This is a genomic window from Flavonifractor sp. An52, from assembly GCF_002159385.1.
GTDB lineage: Bacteria > Bacillota > Clostridia > Oscillospirales > Oscillospiraceae > Flavonifractor > Flavonifractor avicola.
This window is the reverse complement of the sequence record NZ_NFIB01000003.1, coordinates 80,537-96,414: the sequence shown is the minus strand read 5'-3', so window position 1 is coordinate 96,414 and position 15,878 is coordinate 80,537. Positions and strand designations below refer to the sequence as shown.

Here is a 15,878-nt window from a genome sequence, read left to right as displayed (position 1 = left end):
GGTCCTTTCATGAAGCTTATGGTCATTGACGGCAATTCCATCATCAACCGTGCCTTTTACGGCATCAAGCTGCTCACCACCAAGGACGGCACCCCCACCAACGCTGTCTATGGCTTCGTGAATATCCTGCTCAAGCTGATAGACGAGGAACAGCCCGACGCCCTGTGTGTCACCTTTGACCGGAAGGCCCCCACCTTCCGCCACCTGGCCTATGAGGGCTACAAGGCCCAGCGGAAGGGAATGCCGGAAGAACTGGCGGCTCAGCTGCCCATCCTGAAGCGGGTGCTGGAGGCCATGAACATCCCTCGCTATGAGATGGATGGCTGGGAGGCCGACGACCTCATCGGTACCATCTCGGTGAAGGATACCGCCGCCGGGTGGAATACCGTCATCGTCACCGGCGACAAGGACTCCCTCCAGCTGGTCACCGATACCACCCGGGTGAAGCTGGTGTCCACCCGCATGGGCCAGACCACCACCAAGGAGATGACCCCCGAGGCCTTCCGGGAGGCCTACGGCTTTGATCCCATCCACATGGTGGACCTGAAGGCCCTGATGGGGGATACCAGCGATAACATCCCCGGTGTCAAGGGGATCGGTGAAAAGACCGCCATGGACCTGATCCAGCGCTACCACAGCGTGGAAGCCATTTATCAGGATCTGGAAAGCGTAGAGGCCAAGCCTGCCGTGCTTAAGAAACTGACCGAAGGGGCAGACCAGGCTAAAATGTCCTACGACCTGGCCCTCATCCACTGCGATGCCCCCATCGACTTCACCCCCGAGGCCAACCTGCGGAAGGAACCCAATGCCGCCGTCCTGTACGAGCTTTTCCTCAAGCTGGAGTTCAATAAGCTCATCGACAAGCTGGGCCTCAGCGCTCCTCAGGGGGAGGTGCAGCAGGAGGAACAGTTTACCGGCACCTGCACCAGCGAAGATGTCACCGATTTGAACCGGGCAGAGGAGCTGTTGTCCATCTGGCGGCAGAAGGACAGCGTGGATGTGCTGGCCCTGCCCTCTCTGGACGTGGTTGTGGTGGAGCACTGGGAGAGTGAGCAGGATAGCCACGCCGCCATTCTCCGGGCTGACCAGCTGGAGGGGTATAACAGCGTTTTGAAAGCCCTCTTTGCTCCTGACATCAAGAAGAACACCCACGATGTGAAAACCCTGCTGTCCCGGCTGCTGGACGAGGGCATCGAGGGAGGCGGCTTTGTCTTTGATACGGCTCTGGCGGCCTATCTGCTGGCTCCCACCGACGGCAGCTACGAGCTGGAGACTTTGGGTATGCGGTGGTTCAACCATGAGTATGCCAAGGCCAAGGATACCTACCTGGCCAAGGATGCCTTTACCCCTCTGGCCGATCAGGCAACGGTGCTGGGTGCCTTGTTCTCCCACTGCGCCCTTATCGGCGCGTTGAAGGAGGCTATGGCCCCCCGGCTCACGGAGCTGGGTATGGATAAGCTGTACTATGAGGTGGAGCTCCCCCTGTGCCCGGTGCTGGCGGAGATGGAACACGCCGGGGTGCTGGTGGATCGGAACGCCCTCACCGCCTTTGGCCAGATGCTGGATGAGCGGATTCAGGCCGATGAGGCCCTGATCTACGAACTGGCGGGGGAGCAGTTCAACATCAATTCCACTCAGCAGTTCGGCAAGATCCTCTTTGACAAACTGGGCCTGCCCCCGGTGAAAAAGACCAAGACCGGCTACTCCACCAACGCCGAGGTGCTGGAAAAGCTGCGGGACAAGCACCCCATTGTGGAGGCGGTGCTGGACTACCGTCAGCTGGCCAAACTGAAGTCCACCTATGTGGACGGGCTCACCAAGGTGATCGCCGCCGACGGGCGCATTCACACCTCCTTCCAGAACACCGTCACCGCCACCGGGCGTCTCAGTTCCACCGAGCCCAACCTGCAAAACATCCCCGTCCGCACCGAACTGGGGGCGGAGCTGCGGAAGATGTTTGTGGCCCCGGCGGGGAAGATGCTGGTGGACGCCGACTACTCCCAGATCGAGCTGCGGTTGCTGGCCCACATCGCAGGAGACGAACATATGATATCCGCCTTCCGCTCCGGGGAGGACATCCACACCGTTACCGCCTCCCAGGTGTTCGGAGTGGCTCCTGAAGATGTGACCCACGAGATGCGCCGCCGGGCCAAGGCGGTGAACTTCGGTATCGTCTACGGTATCTCCGACTTCTCCCTGTCCCAGGACATCGGGGTCACCCGGGCGGAAGCCAAGGAGTATATGGAGAAATATTTTGAGAAATACTCCGGTGTCCACGCCTATATGACCCAGGTGGTGGAGCAGGCCAAGGCAGACGGCTATGTGTCCACCCTCATGGGCCGCCGCCGGTGGCTGCCCGAGCTGAAATCCTCCAACTTCAATATGCGCTCCTTCGGGGAGCGCGTGGCCCTGAATATGCCCATCCAGGGTACCGCCGCCGATATCATCAAGCTGGCTATGATCCGGGTGGCGGACAAGCTGCGCTCCGAGGGGCTGGAGGCCCGGCTTATCCTCCAGGTCCACGACGAACTCATCGTGGAGTGCCCGGAAGGGGAGACCGACCGGGTCAAGGCTCTGCTGGAGAACGAGATGGAGCAGGTGGTGCAGCTGGCCCTGCCTCTCATTGCCGAGGCTCATGCCGGGAAGAGCTGGGCGGAGGCCAAAGGCTGAAAGGAGCAGTTATGGAATTGCGTCCTGTGACCGGCGGCGCACTGCGAGACTGGTATGACCAGGAACTGACCCAGGCCTTTCCGCCCAATGAGTGTAAGCCTTTGGCGGACATCAAGGCCCTGATGGACCAGGGACGCTATGAGGTGTGGGGCCTCTTTGACGGTGAGACCCTGCTGGGCTACGCCACCCTTTGGATGGAACCCGGGGATAAAAGCTGTATTCTGCTGGACTATCTGGGGGTGACCGCCGCCCGGCGGAATGGAGGCCTGGGCAGTCAGATTGTCCGGATGCTGGCGGAGCGGCTGGCGGGGAAGTCCCTGCTGCTCATTGAGGCGGAGCGGCCGGTGGAGGGGGACGACCCGGCGGAGAATGCGCTCCGTCGCCGCCGCCTGGCCTTCTATGAGCGGTGCGGTTTGATTCCTGCCTACGATATGGCCACCTGCGGGATGCGCTTTACCACCTTTTTGCCGGAACGTCCTGCCGATCTGGCCCCGGTGATGGCCCTGCATAAGGCTATTTACGGCCCCGTCCGCACCGATGTAAAGGTACCGCTGGGGCCGGATGAGCTGCCGCCCGGCCCGCCGGCGTGGATGGAGAAAGGAGAGACGGAATGGAGCGTTTGCTGATGTGCCTGGCTGCGTTGGCCTGCATTGCCCTGGGTATTTTTATGCTGGCCAAGCCGGAACTCTGCTGGAAGCTGGAACATTTTCTGGATACCATAGGCGGAGAGCCATCTGACTGGTATCTCACGGTGACACGACTGGCGGGCGTGCTGTTTCTCCTGCTGGGTGTTGGAATCCTGCTGTTTCTGCTGGTTGAACTGATCTGCAGTTTGGCGTTTTAAGGAGCGGATACTGTGAATTATAAACTGGTCCCTATGGACAAGTCCCACCTGAGCCAGGTGGCGGCCATCGAGCGGGAGTGCTTTTCCCACCCCTGGTCGGAGGCCCTGCTGGAGCAGGAGCTGTATAACGATATGATCTCCCTGGTGGTGGCCGAGGGGGAGGACGGCACCGTGCTGGGCTACGGGGAGGTGCGGGCCGTGCTGGACGAGGGTACCCTGGAGAAGATCGCAGTGGCTCCGGCCTACCGCCGTCAGGGCGTGGCAGAGGAGATTCTGAAGGCCTACCTGCGTCTGGGACAGGCCCATCTGGCTTTCCTTACCCTGGAGGTGCGGGAGAGCAATGCTCCCGCCATTGCCCTGTATGAAAAGCTGGGCTTTCAGACGGTGGGCCGCCGGAAAAACTACTACCGGGAGGAGCATGAGGATGCCCTGTTGATGACGGTGGAGTTTAAGCCCCAAAATTGAAGCAGATAAAAAATCTGCCCAGGATCATCCTGGGCAGATTTTTTTATCGTCAAACGGGCGCTTCACTCATCAGGGACATACTCGATAATGTCCTGAACCGGACAGTTCAAGATAAAACAGAGGGTGTCCAGTGTCTTAAGCGTAATGGTACATCCATGCTTCATCCGGTGAAGCGTATTTGCAGAAATGCCATGCTTGAAGATCAACTGATATTCAGTTACGTTTTGACGCAAAAGCGTCTCATAAAAAGGCGCATAGCTTATCATGGGCTCATTATAGCACTTCTTTTTTGCTTGACTATACTCAATATATTGAGTATAATGTGAGGCACACGACGTCGTTACTGTAAAAAAATGATTGAGGAGGAAATATCATGTCGATGGAGACGACAAACAAGCCTCAGCCTGATAGGGCAGTCTACCGATTAAAGGACAATTACCATCTGCTGTCCTGCATCTTATTGTCTGTTATTACCTTTGGAATATACGGAATCTATTTGTATGCCTGCTTTGGGCACAACATCAATACCATTGCCAGCCGCTACGATGGGAAAAAGACCATGAGCTATTGGCTGCTCTTTTTCATCGTGGGCCCAATTACCTTCGGCCTTGGATATCTGTTCTGGAACCACCGTTTTTGCGGGCGGGTCCAGAAGGAATTGCAGCGCCGTGGACTGGAGGTCTGTCTGACGCCGGGCAGCTTCTGGCTGTGGGGGGTCTTGGGCGCCATCATTTTGATTGGGCCTTTGGTCTATCTCTGGAAGATCCTGCGGGCTATGAATCTGTTGGCCAAGAGTTATAATCAGGCGAGTCTGTGATGGAGTATGTGGTTCAGCGGCCGTGGATGCTGGTAGTGCTGCTGCTCTGTCTGGTGGGGATTTTTGCTTCCGGAAAGCTGAAGCAGACTCTGGGTGTCTGTGTGGGCGGAGCGCTGGCCTGGGCGGCCATGCTCCCCTTCGGAGGCGCGATTTTGTGTCAGACGCTGTCTGTCTCACCGGACCCGGCCTGGGCCCAACAGGTACCCTTTATGGGGTATATCATCCAGGCCTGCCAGGGACCATCGGACTTTACACCCTCCCTTCTCTTTGACGGAAGTATGGACTGGGCCATAGCCGGTTTATTTCTGCTTCTGCTCCTATGTGATATCCTGCTGACGCTGGAGGAGATGTTAGAATCGGAGCTGAATGGATGGATGAATTGGGCCTCCGGTTTGCCTGGCACAATTGGCTCTGTGGTGGGCTTTGCGGCACGGCTGGTGCCGTGGCTTTTGCGATACATAACCTGTGTGGGGGCGGGAGCGGCAGCCTTTTTCCTCATCAGATATCTGAACGGAGTTCTGCCGCAGGAAATTTGGCTTATTTTCGGGAAAACAGTCCTGGTAGCCATGTTTGTGATGGCGTTGGCGCCCCTCGCCAAGCTGATCGCCACGGCGGCAAAGCTGACCGGAAATCCGGCAGCCAAAGTTCTGAGCTCCTTTCTTGACCAAAATCCGGTGGGCGAGGTGCTGCAGGAGGTCTTTTTTGCCCAACTGCTGCTACTCCTGCTGCTGTGTGGCCTGCTGGAGAGCGGTTTTCTGTATCGTGCGCTGGGATAAGGGCAAAACGGTGGAACGGCAACAAACGGTTGACTGTTCCACCGTTTTGCGTTAAAGTGTAGTTCACGAAACGTAAAAGAATGGATGAACTGCTATGCTGATACTTGCCATTGAATCCTCCTGCGACGAGACTGCCGTGGCAGTGGTGCGGGACGGCCGCACCGTCCTGTCCGACGCCATTGCCTCCCAGGCGGATATGCACGCCATTTACGGCGGCGTGGTGCCTGAGATTGCCTCCCGCAAACACATCGAGGCCATCGCCGGGCTGGCCGACCAGGCCCTCCGACAGGCGGGGGTCACCCGGAGCGACATCGACGCCGTGGCGGTAACCTATGCCCCCGGCCTCATTGGCGCCCTGCTGGTGGGCGTGAACTTTGCTAAGTCGGTGGCCTACGGCCTCAATGTGCCCATCATCCCGGTCCATCATGTCCGGGCCCATATCGCCGCCAACTACATCGCCCACCCCGACCTGGAGCCCCCCTTTGTGTGTCTCTGTGTCTCCGGCGGCAACACCATGATCGTGGACGTAAAGGGCTACACTGATATGGAGATCCTGGGTGCTACCCGGGACGACGCGGCGGGGGAGTGCTTTGACAAGGTGGCCCGGGTGCTGGGGATTGGCTATCCTGGCGGCGCTCCTATGGACAAGCTGGCACAGGGCGGTGATGATACCCGTTACGAGCTGCCCCGGGCCCATGTGGCGGACGCCCCTCTGGATATGTCCTTTTCCGGGCTTAAGACAGCGGTGCTCAATCTGGCCCACAACACTGCTCAGAAGGGGGAAGAACTGGACATGAAGGGCCTGGCGGCCTCCTTTGCCGCCGCCGTCAGCGATACCCTGGTGCCCCGTACCATGGAGGCGGCCAAGCGCTGCGGCTATGGCAAAATTGCTGTGGCGGGAGGCGTAGCGGCCAATTCCCGTATTCGGGCCGATCTGGAGGCGGCCTGCCGCCAGTCCGGCGATAAACTGTTCCTGCCTCCTCTGTCTCTGTGCGGGGACAACGGGGCCATGATCGGCTGTCAGGGCTACTATGAATATCTGGCGGGAAAGCGGGGCGGCATGGACTTGAACGCCTACGCCACCCGGGACATTAAAAAAGGTTAATTGGATTTGAATCAAAAGCGGCGGTTTTTTGTAAAAACCGCCGCTTTTTGCTGTCTTTTCTGAAAAGAGGATAGGATGGGGGAGAAAAGGGTATGCTACAGACATCATGTACAGAAACTGTAATATAATTTTAAAAATTATATTATCTTTTGATGTTGACAATATTATGAGATTGGAACTATACTATAAGAGAAGAAAAGATATCTCCTATCAGCTTTGACAGAATGGCAGGTGTATGGTATGAATCAGGAGAATATTTTAAGAGGCAACCCTTCCGCCCTCTATTATCATCCCAAGGCCCGTCCGGCTCGGAAGGCGAAACAAGAGCGGGACCCCTATGACGGCCTGCGGCCCTGGTCGGCCATTACCCACGGCATAGGTGCAGCACTGGCTGCCGTGGGCACGGTGCTGTTGGTGGCCCGCTGCCTGCTGGAAGAGCTGAGCGTGTGGCATCTGGTCTCCTTCCTGATCTATGGGATCAGCATGGTGGGCCTGTATACCGCCAGCACCCTGTACCACTGCATCAATACCAGCGTGGCCGGGCGTATCGCCCTGCGGAAGTATGACCACGCCTCCATCTATTTTCTCATCGCCGGCAGCTACACCCCTGTGTGTCTGGTAGCCCTGCGGGAAATGGGCGGTTGGGGCTGGAGCCTCTTCGGTGTGATCTGGGGGCTGGCTCTGGCGGGACTGGTGCTCACCCTGGTATGGCTCTCCGCCCCCCGCTGGCTCACCTCCGGCATCTATATCGCCATGGGCTGGCTGGCCATCATTGCTTTGGTGCCCCTGATGCAGGTGCTGCCTGGGGCGGGAATGTTTTGGGTGCTGGGTGGCGGCGTGCTCTACACCATCGGCGGCGTACTCTACGCCGTCAAGTGGCCTGGCCGCAATAACCCCAAGTTCGGCTGCCATGAGATCTTCCATGTGTTTATCCTGGCGGGCTCCCTATTCCACTTCATGCTGATGTATCAGGTAATCGCCGCGCTGTAAATCAAGCAAAAGCCCCCGGCTTGGCCGGGGGCTTTCTTTATAGATTGGTGTATCCCATCAAATACTGGTCCACATCCCGGGCGGCCTCCCGGCCCTCCCGGATGGCCCACACCACCAGGGACTGGCCCCGGCGCATATCGCCAGCGGCAAAGACGCCGGGAACGGTGGTGGCGTAGCCGCCTTCCGCCGTTTTGACACAGGAGTGGGGGGTACGTTCCAGCCCGAACACCTGGGGTACATAGTCCTGGGGTCCCAGGAATCCGGCGGCAATGAGGAGCAGCTCGCAGTCCAGTACCGCCTCGGTGCCAGGGATGGGCTGGTGGTCGGGACCCAGCTTGACGGTTTTCACTGCCTTCAGCTTGCCGTGCTCGTCACCCATCAATTCGGCCACAGTGGTCTCATAGACCCGGGGATCGTGGCCAAAGAGGGCGATGGCCTCCTCCTGGCCGTAATCGGTCTTGCACACCCTTGGCCACTCCGGCCAGGGGTTATTTTCTGCCCGCTGATCGGGGGCTTTGGGCATCATCTCCAGCTGGGTTACGCTGGCACAGTCGTGGCGGATGCAGGTGCCAACGCAGTCGTTGCCGGTGTCGCCGCCGCCCACGATGACAACGTGCTTGCCCTTGGCGGAGGGGTAGGTGCCCTCGGCCAGATCGTGGGTCAGCAGGGAACGGGTGGTCTCCTTTAAAAAGTCCACCGCGAACCACACCCCGTCCAGCTCCCGGCCGGGAATGGCCAGATCCCGGGGCTGGGCAGCGCCGCAGCACAGCACAACTGCGTCAAAGTCCCGCCGCAGCTGCTCCGGGCTGAGGTCCTTGCCCACATCCACGCCGGTGCGGAACGTGATTCCCTCAGCGGCCATCTTGTCCAGCCGCCGCTGGACCACCGGCTTTTCCAGCTTCATGTTTGGAATGCCGTACATCAAAAGGCCTCCGGGCCGATCCTCCCGCTCAAAGACGGTAACGCTGTGGCCCCGGCGGTTCAGCTGATCGGCACAGGCCAGACCGGCGGGGCCGGAACCAACCACCGCCACCTTTTTGCCGGTGCGGGCTTTGGGGGGACGGGGGGACATGAGGCCCCGGTCCCAGGCGTCCTCGATGATACCCAGCTCATTATCCTTTACGGTAACCGGGTCTCCATGGAGACCGCAGGTGCAGGCCGCCTCGCACAGAGCGGGACACACCCGGCCGGTAAACTCAGGGAAGTTATTGGTCTTTAAAAGCCGTTCCAGTGCATGGGTAAAGTTGCCGGTGTACACCAGGTCGTTCCACTCGGGGATCAGGTTGTGGAGGGGACAGCCGGACACCATGCCGTTCAGTACCGCCCCCGACTGACAGAAGGGCACGCCGCACTCCATACACCGGGCGCCCTGCCGCCGCCGGTCGTCCCGGCCCAGCCGGGGGTGAAACTCGTTGTAGTGCTTGATGCGCTCCAGAGGGGTCTCAGAGGGATTCCCCCTGCGCTGATATTCCATAAATCCTGTGGGTTTTCCCATGGTTATTCCCCCTTCTGGTGGGTATTGACATAGAAGGCCTCTACCTGGGCCTCCTCCCGGCTCATGCCCTTCTCCTCATACTGGGCGATGGTGCGCAGCATCCGGTCGTAGTCGTGGGGCAGGATCTTCTTGAACAGAGGCAGATAATCCTCAAAGTGAGCCAAAATACAGCTTGCCTTGGCCGAGCCGGTGGCGTCGGCGTGGGCCTGGATCAGCTCCCGCAGCTCGGCGGCGTCGTGCTTCTCCGTGACCGGCTCCATGGATACCAGAGCCTTGTTGAGCCGCAGGTACAGGTCCCGGTGCTCATCCAGTACATAGGCCACGCCGCCGCTCATACCGGCGGCAAAGTTCTTGCCGGTGGGACCCAGCACCACCACCCGGCCGCCGGTCATATACTCGCAGCCGTGGTCGCCCACGCCCTCCACCACGGCGGTGGCGCCCGAGTTGCGGACACAGAAACGCTCGCCCGCCACGCCGTTCAGGTAGGCCTGGCCGCTGGTGGCGCCGTAGAGGGCTACGTTGCCTACCAGGATGTTTTTCGCGGGATCAAAGGTGCTGTCCTTGGGGGGATAGACCACCAGACGGCCGCCGGAGAGGCCCTTGCCCAGGTAGTCGTTGGCGTCGCCCTCCAGCTCCAGAGTCAGGCCCTTGGGCAGGAAAGCGCCGAAGGACTGGCCGCCGCCGCCGGTGCACTTGACCGTAAAGGTGCCGCCGGGCAGGCTGTCGCCGTGGAGACGGGTAATGTCGGAGCCCAGAATGGTGCCCACCGCCCGGTCGGTGGAGGAGACCGCCACTTCCAGACGCTTGGGAGCACCCTGAGCCAGTGCGCTGCCCAGCTTGCGCTCCAGCACCTTCAGGTCCACAGTATCCTCCAGATGGAAGTCATAGACGTCGGCGGGATCAAAGTGGGCCTTTTCCGCGCCTACATAGGGGTTGTCCAGAATGGCGGACAGGTCTACGGTGGCGGCCCGGTCATTGACTGCCGGGCTGCGGATGGCCAGAAGGTCGGTGCGGCCCACCAGCTCCTCCACAGTGCGCACACCCAGCTTGGCCATATGCTCCCGCAGTTCCTGGGCGATAAAGCGCATGAAGTTGACCACATATTCCGGCTTGCCGGCAAAGCGCTTACGCAGCTCAGGGTTTTGGGTGGCAACGCCTACAGGGCAGGTGTCCAGATTGCACACCCGCATCATGACGCAGCCCATGGTCACCAGGGGAGCGGTGGCAAAGCCGAACTCCTCGGCGCCCAGCATACAGGCAATGGCCACATCCCGGCCGCTCATCAGCTTGCCGTCGGTTTCCACCACCACCCGGGACCGCAGGCCGTTCTGGATCAGAGTCTGATGGGTTTCCGCCAGGCCCAGCTCCCAGGGCAGACCGGCGTTGTGGATGGAGGTGCGGGGGGCGGCGCCGGTACCGCCGTCATAGCCGGACACCAGTACCACCTGAGCGCCGGCCTTGGCCACGCCGGCGGCGATGGTGCCCACGCCTGCCTCGCTGACCAGCTTCACCGAGATGCGGGCCTGACGGTTGGCGCACTTCAGGTCGTAGATCAGCTGGGCCAGATCCTCAATGGAGTAGATGTCGTGGTGGGGCGGGGGAGAGATGAGGGTGACGCCGGGGGTGGAGTGACGGCACCGGGCGATCCAGGGGTATACCTTACCGGCGGGCAGGTGGCCGCCCTCACCGGGCTTGGCGCCCTGCGCCATCTTGATCTGGATCTCCTTGGCGGATACCAGATATTCACTGGTGACGCCGAATCGGCCGGAAGCCACCTGCTTGATGGCGGAGTTGCGGGCGGGATCTTTCAGCCGGTCGGGCTCCTCGCCGCCCTCGCCGGAGTTGGATTTGCCCCCCAGCAGATTCATGGCCTGGGCCAGACACTCGTGGGCCTCCCGGGAGATGGAGCCGTAGCTCATGGCGCCGGTCTTGAAGCGCTTGACAATGGAGTCCACGCTCTCTACCTGGTCCAGAGGCAGGGGAGTGTCGGCGTATTTCATGTCCAGCAGGCCGCGGAGGGTGTGGGGACTGGTTTCGTCGTCCACCTGGGCGGTGTATTGCTTGAACAGATCGTAGTCCCCCCGGCGGGTGGCCTGCTGGAGCAGGTGGATGGTCTGGGGATTGTACATATGGTCCTCACCGCCGGACCGGGCCTTGTGGGCGCCCAGAGAGTCTAGGGTAGGATCGGCCCCCAGCCCCAGCGGGTCATAGGCCTTGGAGTGGTTGCGGTCCACCATGGCGGCGATCTCGGTCAGGCCGATGCCGCCCACCCGGGAGACGGTATTGGTGAAGTATTTGTCAATGACCGTCTTGTTGATGCCGATGGCCTCAAAGATCTGGGCGGATTGATAGGACTGGAGGGTGGAAATGCCCATCTTGGAGGCGATCTTTACGATGCCGTGGAGAATGGCGGCGTTGTAGTCGGCCACGGCGGTGTGGTAGTCCTTGTCCAGCAGGCCTTCCTCGATGAGCTCCACAATGGTCTCCTCCGCCAGGTAGGGGTTGATGGCCCGGGCGCCGTAACCCAGCAGGGTGGCAAAGTGGTGGACGTCCCGGGGCTCGGCGGACTCCAGCAGGATGGAGACGGCGGTGCGCTTCTTGGTGCGGATCAGGTGCTGCTCCATGGCGGATACTGCCAGCAGGGAGGGGATGGCCACATGGTTCTCATCCACACCCCGGTCGGAGAGAATAATGATGTTGGCGCCCTTTCGCCAGGCGCGGTCCACTGCCAGCGCCAGATGGTCCAGGGCCCGGTCCAAGGGGGTGTTCTTATAGTAGAGAATGGACACCGTTTCCACCTGGAAGCCGGGCTGGTTCATGGCCTTGATTTTCATCATATCGGTGGAGGTGAGGATGGGGTTGTGGATCTGAAGTACCCGGCAGTTATCCGCCGTTTCAGAGAGCAGATTGCCGTCGTCGCCCACATAGACAGTGGTGTCGGTGACGATCTCCTCACGAATGGCGTCGATAGGCGGGTTGGTCACCTGGGCAAAGAGCTGCTTGAAGTAGCTGAACAGGGGCTGATCCTTGTGGTCCAGCACCGCCAGAGGAATGTCGGTGCCCATGGCGGCAGTAGGCTCGGCACCGGTGCGGGCCATGGGGAGGATGGTGTTGCGCACATCCTCATAGGTGTAGCCAAAGGCCTTCTGGAGGCGGTGAAGCCCTTCTCTGGTGTGGCGCTCTACCCGGCGGTTGGGAATGGGCAGATCCTTTAAATGAAGCAGGTTGCGGTCTAGCCACTCGCCGTAGGGCTGCCGGGCGGCATAGGATTCCTTCAGCTCGTCGTCGCCGATGATGCGGCCCTGGGTGGTGTCCACCAGCAGCATCCGACCGGGCTGGAGCCGGGATTTCTCCACGATCTGCTCCGCCGGGATATCCAGTACGCCCACCTCGGAGGAGAGGATGAGCCGCCTGTCCCGGGTGACATAATACCGGGAAGGCCGCAGGCCGTTGCGGTCCAGCACCGCCCCTACCACGTCGCCGTCGGAGAAGAGGATGGAGGCCGGGCCGTCCCAGGGCTCCATCAGGGTGGCGTAATATTGGTACAGATCCCGCTTGGACCGGGAGATGGCCTTGTCCTCCATCCAGGGCTCCGGGATACAGGCCATAACGGCCAGAGGCAGGTCCATGCCCGCCATCATGAGGAACTCCAGGGTGTTGTCCAGCATGGCGGAGTCGGAGCCGTTGACATTGACCACCGGCAGCACCTTGTCCATCTGATCATCCAGCAGGGGAGAGGACATAGTCTCCTCCCGGGCCAGCATCCGGTCCACGTTGCCGCGAATGGTGTTGATTTCGCCGTTGTGGGCCATGAGCCGGTTGGGGTGGGCCCGCTCCCAGGAGGGATTGGTGTTGGTGGAGAATCGGGAGTGAACTAGGGCAATGGCGGACTGGTAGTCCTTGCTCTGCAGGTCGGGATAGAACTTCCGCAGCTGGTCCACCAGGAACATTCCTTTATAAACAATGGTGCGGCTGGACAGGGAGGGCACATAGGTGTTGTCGTTGGATTGCTCAAACACCCGGCGGGCGATATAGAGCTTCCGGTCGAAAGGCAGGCCCTGTTCAGTGTCTGTCGGGCGGGCCACAAAAGCCTGCTGGATGACAGGCATCTTGTCCCGGGCCTTTTGCCCCAGGATCTCGGGGCACACCGGTACGTCCCGCCAGCCCAGGAAGGTGAGGCCCTCCTTCTCGGCGATGACCTCGAACATCTTTCTGGCCTGCCCCCGCTTCAGGGTATCCTGGGGGAAGAAAAACATACCAACGCCGTAATCCCGGGGTCCGGGCAGCTGGATGCCTGCCGCCTGGGCAGCCTTGGAGAAAAAGCGGTGGGAGATCTGGACCAAAATACCCACGCCGTCGCCGGTCTTGCCCTCGGCGTCCTTGCCGGCGCGGTGTTCCAGCTTCTCCACAATTTTCAGTGCGTCGTCCACTGTCTGGTGGCTGGGTTTGCCCTGGATGTCCACCACGGCCCCGATACCGCAGCTGTCGTGTTCAAAGGCGGGGTGATAGAGTCCCCGGGGCGGATAGCCTTCTGTTTTCATGGTTCATTCCCCTTTCCGGGTGAGTTTGGGCAGTGGGACGGTAGTAAAAAACGGCGGCAGTACGTCCCCGACTGCCGCCGTGAGACTGCATTGTCTCGTCCTGTTTAGTTTGCCCTATTCTGCGCTGTCCAGTACCATTTGGGCAGTCTGAAGCAATTTTGTACCGTTGTCCATACTGGACTTCTGTAAAAAGCGGTGGGCCTGCTCTTCTGTCATGCCGTTGCGGTCCATCAGCAGGGCCTTGGCCTGCTGAATGACTTCCAGCTCCTCCGGGGAGCGGCGGGGCCGCAGGGCCCGCTCCAGCCGCCGCCCCATCTGGAGAAGCATCCGCACCGATGCGGTCAGGTCCCCTTTGGATACCGGGGCGGGCAGCTGGAAGAGATCGTCGTTCTGCAGCAGGTCCAGCAGGTTCTGGGAGGCCAGAACCAGGACGGCACAGGAGGAGGGCAGATCGCCTGCCAGAGCCTCCACGCTCTGATCAGCCAGCTTGAAGCCGCAGATCACTGCGGTGATGTGGAGTTTATTTGCCGTGCGGCGGACCTGGTCGGCAGTCTTGCAGAGAATACAGGAGGCCGTGCCTGAGGTCTCCAGGATCTCCTTGATGCGGCTTGCGCTTTTGGTATTTTCAAAGGCAACGATCACCTGTTCCATGGATCATCACTCCCAACTGTGAGGAGGGTGTTGCTGAGAAATCAATAGTTGATGATGTACTTCTCCCGCTCCCAGGAGGATACACGGGTGCGGTACTCATCCCATTCGGCTTCCTTGCCGGCCAGATAGTTGCTGGTAATGTGCTCGCCCAGAGTGTCCATAATGAGGGAGTCGGCCTTCATAGCCTGGATGGCCTCCTCCAGGGAGCCGGGCAGGGAGTCGATGCCGTGGGCCTCGCGGGTGGCCTGATCCATCACAAAGATGTTCTCAGTGACCTCCGCCGGGGGAACCATGCCCTTCTCAATGCCGTCCAGACCGGCGGCCAGGCAGACGGCCAGTTCCAGGTAGGGGTTGCAGGCCGGGTCGGGGGAGCGGAGCTCCACACGGGTGGACTGGCCGCGGGAGGCGGGGATGCGGATGAGGGCGGAGCGGTTGGAGGCGGACCAGGCCAGGTAGCAGGGAGCCTCGTAGCCGGGCACCAGACGCTTGTAAGAGTTGACCAGAGGGTTGGTTACGGCGGCCATGCCCTTCACATGGGCCAGCAGACCGGCGATGAAGGAGTAGGCTTCCTTGGACAGGCCCCGCTCGTCACTGGGATCGTAGAATGCGTTCTTGCCGCCCCGGAACAGGGACATATTGGTGTGCATTCCCGAGCCGTTTATGCCGAAGATGGGCTTTGGCATAAAGGTGGCGTGAAGGCCGTTCTTCTGGGCCAGGGTCTTGACCGCCAGCTTGAAGGTCATAATGTTGTCGGCAGCGTGAAGGGCTTCCTCGTACTTGAAGTCGATCTCGTGCTGACCTGCGGCCACTTCGTGGTGGCTGGCCTCGATCTCGAAGCCCATCTGCTCCAGGGCCATACAGATCTCCCGGCGGGTGCCCTCGCCGTGGTCCAGGGGGCCCAGATCGAAGTAGCCCGCCTCGTCGTTGGTCTTGGTGGTGGGACGGCCCTCGTCGTCGGTCTGGAACAGGAAGAACTCGGCCTCGGGGCCTACGTTAAAGGCATCGTAGCCCATGTCCTTAGCACGCTGGAGGACACGCTTCAGAGTGCCGCGGGGATCGCCCACAAAGGGAGTGCCGTCGGGGTTATGGACATCGCAGATCAGACGGGCCACTTTGCCGTGGCTGGGCCGCCAGGGAAAGACCACGAAGGAGTTCAGATCAGGATAGAGATACTGGTCAGACTCGTCGATACGGACGAAACCCTCGATGGAGGAACCGTCGAACATGATTTGATTGTTGACCGCCTTCTCAATCTGGGAGGCGGTGATGGCCACATTCTTCAGCTGACCAAAGATGTCGGTGAACTGGAGGCGGATAAATTCGATATCCTCCTCGTGGACGATGCGGATGATGTCTTCCTTGGTGTACGACATTGCAGGTATCTCCTTTCCTTCTTTCAAATTGAAAGAAAAAGAAGAAGGCGCTCCCACCCTGGCCGGGTTGGAACGCCTTCGTTCTCAACTGATGGTGTAAGTATAGTGTGGACAGCTGTTTTTGTCAATAGGAAATTGGTGGTACAAATGA

General features: G+C 60.2%; 13 protein-coding genes. 8 read left to right on the top strand and 5 right to left on the bottom strand.

The genetic code is table 11. The features are described from left to right. The first annotated feature begins 9 nt into the window (after window positions 1-9). The 4 genes from polA to rimI are packed head-to-tail and all read left to right on the top strand — an operon-like array spanning window position 10 to window position 3,979. A complete protein-coding gene (gene polA / locus B5G06_RS01935; protein WP_087187424.1) occupies window positions 10-2,670 on the top strand; it encodes a DNA polymerase I in 2,661 nt (886 codons plus the stop codon). Between the two features lie 11 nt (window positions 2,671-2,681). Continuing rightward, a complete protein-coding gene (locus tag B5G06_RS01930; protein ID WP_087187423.1) occupies window positions 2,682-3,296 on the top strand; it encodes a GNAT family N-acetyltransferase in 615 nt (204 codons plus the stop codon). Then, on the top strand, window positions 3,281-3,514 hold the full coding sequence (locus B5G06_RS01925; protein ID WP_087187422.1) for a DUF6199 family natural product biosynthesis protein: 234 nt from the start codon (window positions 3,281-3,283) through the stop codon (window positions 3,512-3,514). The genes B5G06_RS01930 and B5G06_RS01925 overlap by 16 nt, the downstream gene beginning before the upstream one ends. A gap of 12 nt (window positions 3,515-3,526) precedes the next feature. After that, on the top strand, window positions 3,527-3,979 hold the full coding sequence (gene rimI, locus B5G06_RS01920) for a ribosomal protein S18-alanine N-acetyltransferase (RefSeq protein WP_087187421.1): 453 nt from the start codon (window positions 3,527-3,529) through the stop codon (window positions 3,977-3,979). A gap of 62 nt (window positions 3,980-4,041) precedes the next feature. Here the strand turns inward: rimI and B5G06_RS01915 are convergent, their stop codons facing one another. Next, entirely contained in the window at window positions 4,042-4,245 is a 204-nt protein-coding gene (locus B5G06_RS01915; protein WP_087187420.1) for a helix-turn-helix domain-containing protein, read from the bottom strand. Window positions 4,246-4,352: 107 nt separating this feature from the next. Here B5G06_RS01915 and B5G06_RS01910 point away from each other — a divergent pair, with 107 nt between their 5' ends. From B5G06_RS01910 to B5G06_RS01895, 4 genes are all read left to right on the top strand, one after another. After that, entirely contained in the window at window positions 4,353-4,796 is a 444-nt protein-coding gene (locus B5G06_RS01910; RefSeq protein WP_087187419.1) for a DUF4234 domain-containing protein, read from the top strand. 209 nt (window positions 4,797-5,005) lie between these two features. Then, window positions 5,006-5,572, top strand: a complete 567-nt coding sequence (locus B5G06_RS01905; RefSeq protein ID WP_143382692.1) for a hypothetical protein — start codon at window positions 5,006-5,008, stop codon at window positions 5,570-5,572. Between the two features lie 94 nt (window positions 5,573-5,666). Then, a complete protein-coding gene (gene tsaD, locus B5G06_RS01900; protein WP_087187417.1) occupies window positions 5,667-6,677 on the top strand; it encodes a tRNA (adenosine(37)-N6)-threonylcarbamoyltransferase complex transferase subunit TsaD in 1,011 nt (336 codons plus the stop codon). A gap of 240 nt (window positions 6,678-6,917) precedes the next feature. Next, window positions 6,918-7,667 carry a PAQR family membrane homeostasis protein TrhA gene (locus B5G06_RS01895; RefSeq protein WP_087187416.1) on the top strand — a complete coding sequence of 250 codons (750 nt, stop codon included), beginning with the start codon at window positions 6,918-6,920 and terminating at the stop codon, window positions 7,665-7,667. 37 nt (window positions 7,668-7,704) lie between these two features. Here the strand turns inward: B5G06_RS01895 and B5G06_RS01890 are convergent, their stop codons facing one another. The 4 genes from B5G06_RS01890 to glnA form a co-directional block, all read right to left on the bottom strand. Then, entirely contained in the window at window positions 7,705-9,162 is a 1,458-nt protein-coding gene (locus B5G06_RS01890; RefSeq protein WP_087187415.1) for a glutamate synthase subunit beta, read from the bottom strand. A 2-nt stretch (window positions 9,163-9,164) separates the two neighbouring features. Further along, complete coding sequence (gene gltB / locus B5G06_RS01885) at window positions 9,165-13,703, bottom strand: glutamate synthase large subunit (RefSeq protein WP_087187414.1); 4,539 nt, start codon at window positions 13,701-13,703, stop codon at window positions 9,165-9,167. A gap of 114 nt (window positions 13,704-13,817) precedes the next feature. Further along, the gene (locus B5G06_RS01880) at window positions 13,818-14,354 is read right to left on the bottom strand and encodes an ANTAR domain-containing response regulator (protein WP_087187413.1); all 537 of its coding nucleotides are present in this window, start codon (window positions 14,352-14,354) and stop codon (window positions 13,818-13,820) included. 41 nt (window positions 14,355-14,395) lie between these two features. Further along, window positions 14,396-15,727 (bottom strand): type I glutamate--ammonia ligase, encoded by a 1,332-nt coding sequence (gene glnA / locus B5G06_RS01875; RefSeq protein WP_087187412.1) that lies wholly within the window; start codon window positions 15,725-15,727, stop codon window positions 14,396-14,398. Between the last annotated feature and the right edge of the window lie 151 nt (window positions 15,728-15,878).

Coding starts and splice junctions, on each gene's coding strand:
- glnA (WP_087187412.1), bottom strand. CDS start 15,727: ATGTCGTACACCAAGGAAGACATCATCCGCATCGTCCACGAGGAGGAT.
- B5G06_RS01915 (WP_087187420.1), bottom strand. CDS start 4,245: ATGATAAGCTATGCGCCTTTTTATGAGACGCTTTTGCGTCAAAACGTA.
- gltB (WP_087187414.1), bottom strand. CDS start 13,703: ATGAAAACAGAAGGCTATCCGCCCCGGGGACTCTATCACCCCGCCTTT.
- B5G06_RS01925 (WP_087187422.1), top strand. CDS start 3,281: ATGGAGCGTTTGCTGATGTGCCTGGCTGCGTTGGCCTGCATTGCCCTG.
- B5G06_RS01895 (WP_087187416.1), top strand. CDS start 6,918: ATGAATCAGGAGAATATTTTAAGAGGCAACCCTTCCGCCCTCTATTAT.
- B5G06_RS01905 (WP_143382692.1), top strand. CDS start 5,006: ATGGGGTATATCATCCAGGCCTGCCAGGGACCATCGGACTTTACACCC.
- B5G06_RS01910 (WP_087187419.1), top strand. CDS start 4,353: ATGTCGATGGAGACGACAAACAAGCCTCAGCCTGATAGGGCAGTCTAC.
- tsaD (WP_087187417.1), top strand. CDS start 5,667: ATGCTGATACTTGCCATTGAATCCTCCTGCGACGAGACTGCCGTGGCA.
- B5G06_RS01930 (WP_087187423.1), top strand. CDS start 2,682: ATGGAATTGCGTCCTGTGACCGGCGGCGCACTGCGAGACTGGTATGAC.
- B5G06_RS01880 (WP_087187413.1), bottom strand. CDS start 14,354: ATGGAACAGGTGATCGTTGCCTTTGAAAATACCAAAAGCGCAAGCCGC.
- B5G06_RS01890 (WP_087187415.1), bottom strand. CDS start 9,162: ATGGGAAAACCCACAGGATTTATGGAATATCAGCGCAGGGGGAATCCC.
- polA (WP_087187424.1), top strand. CDS start 10: ATGAAGCTTATGGTCATTGACGGCAATTCCATCATCAACCGTGCCTTT.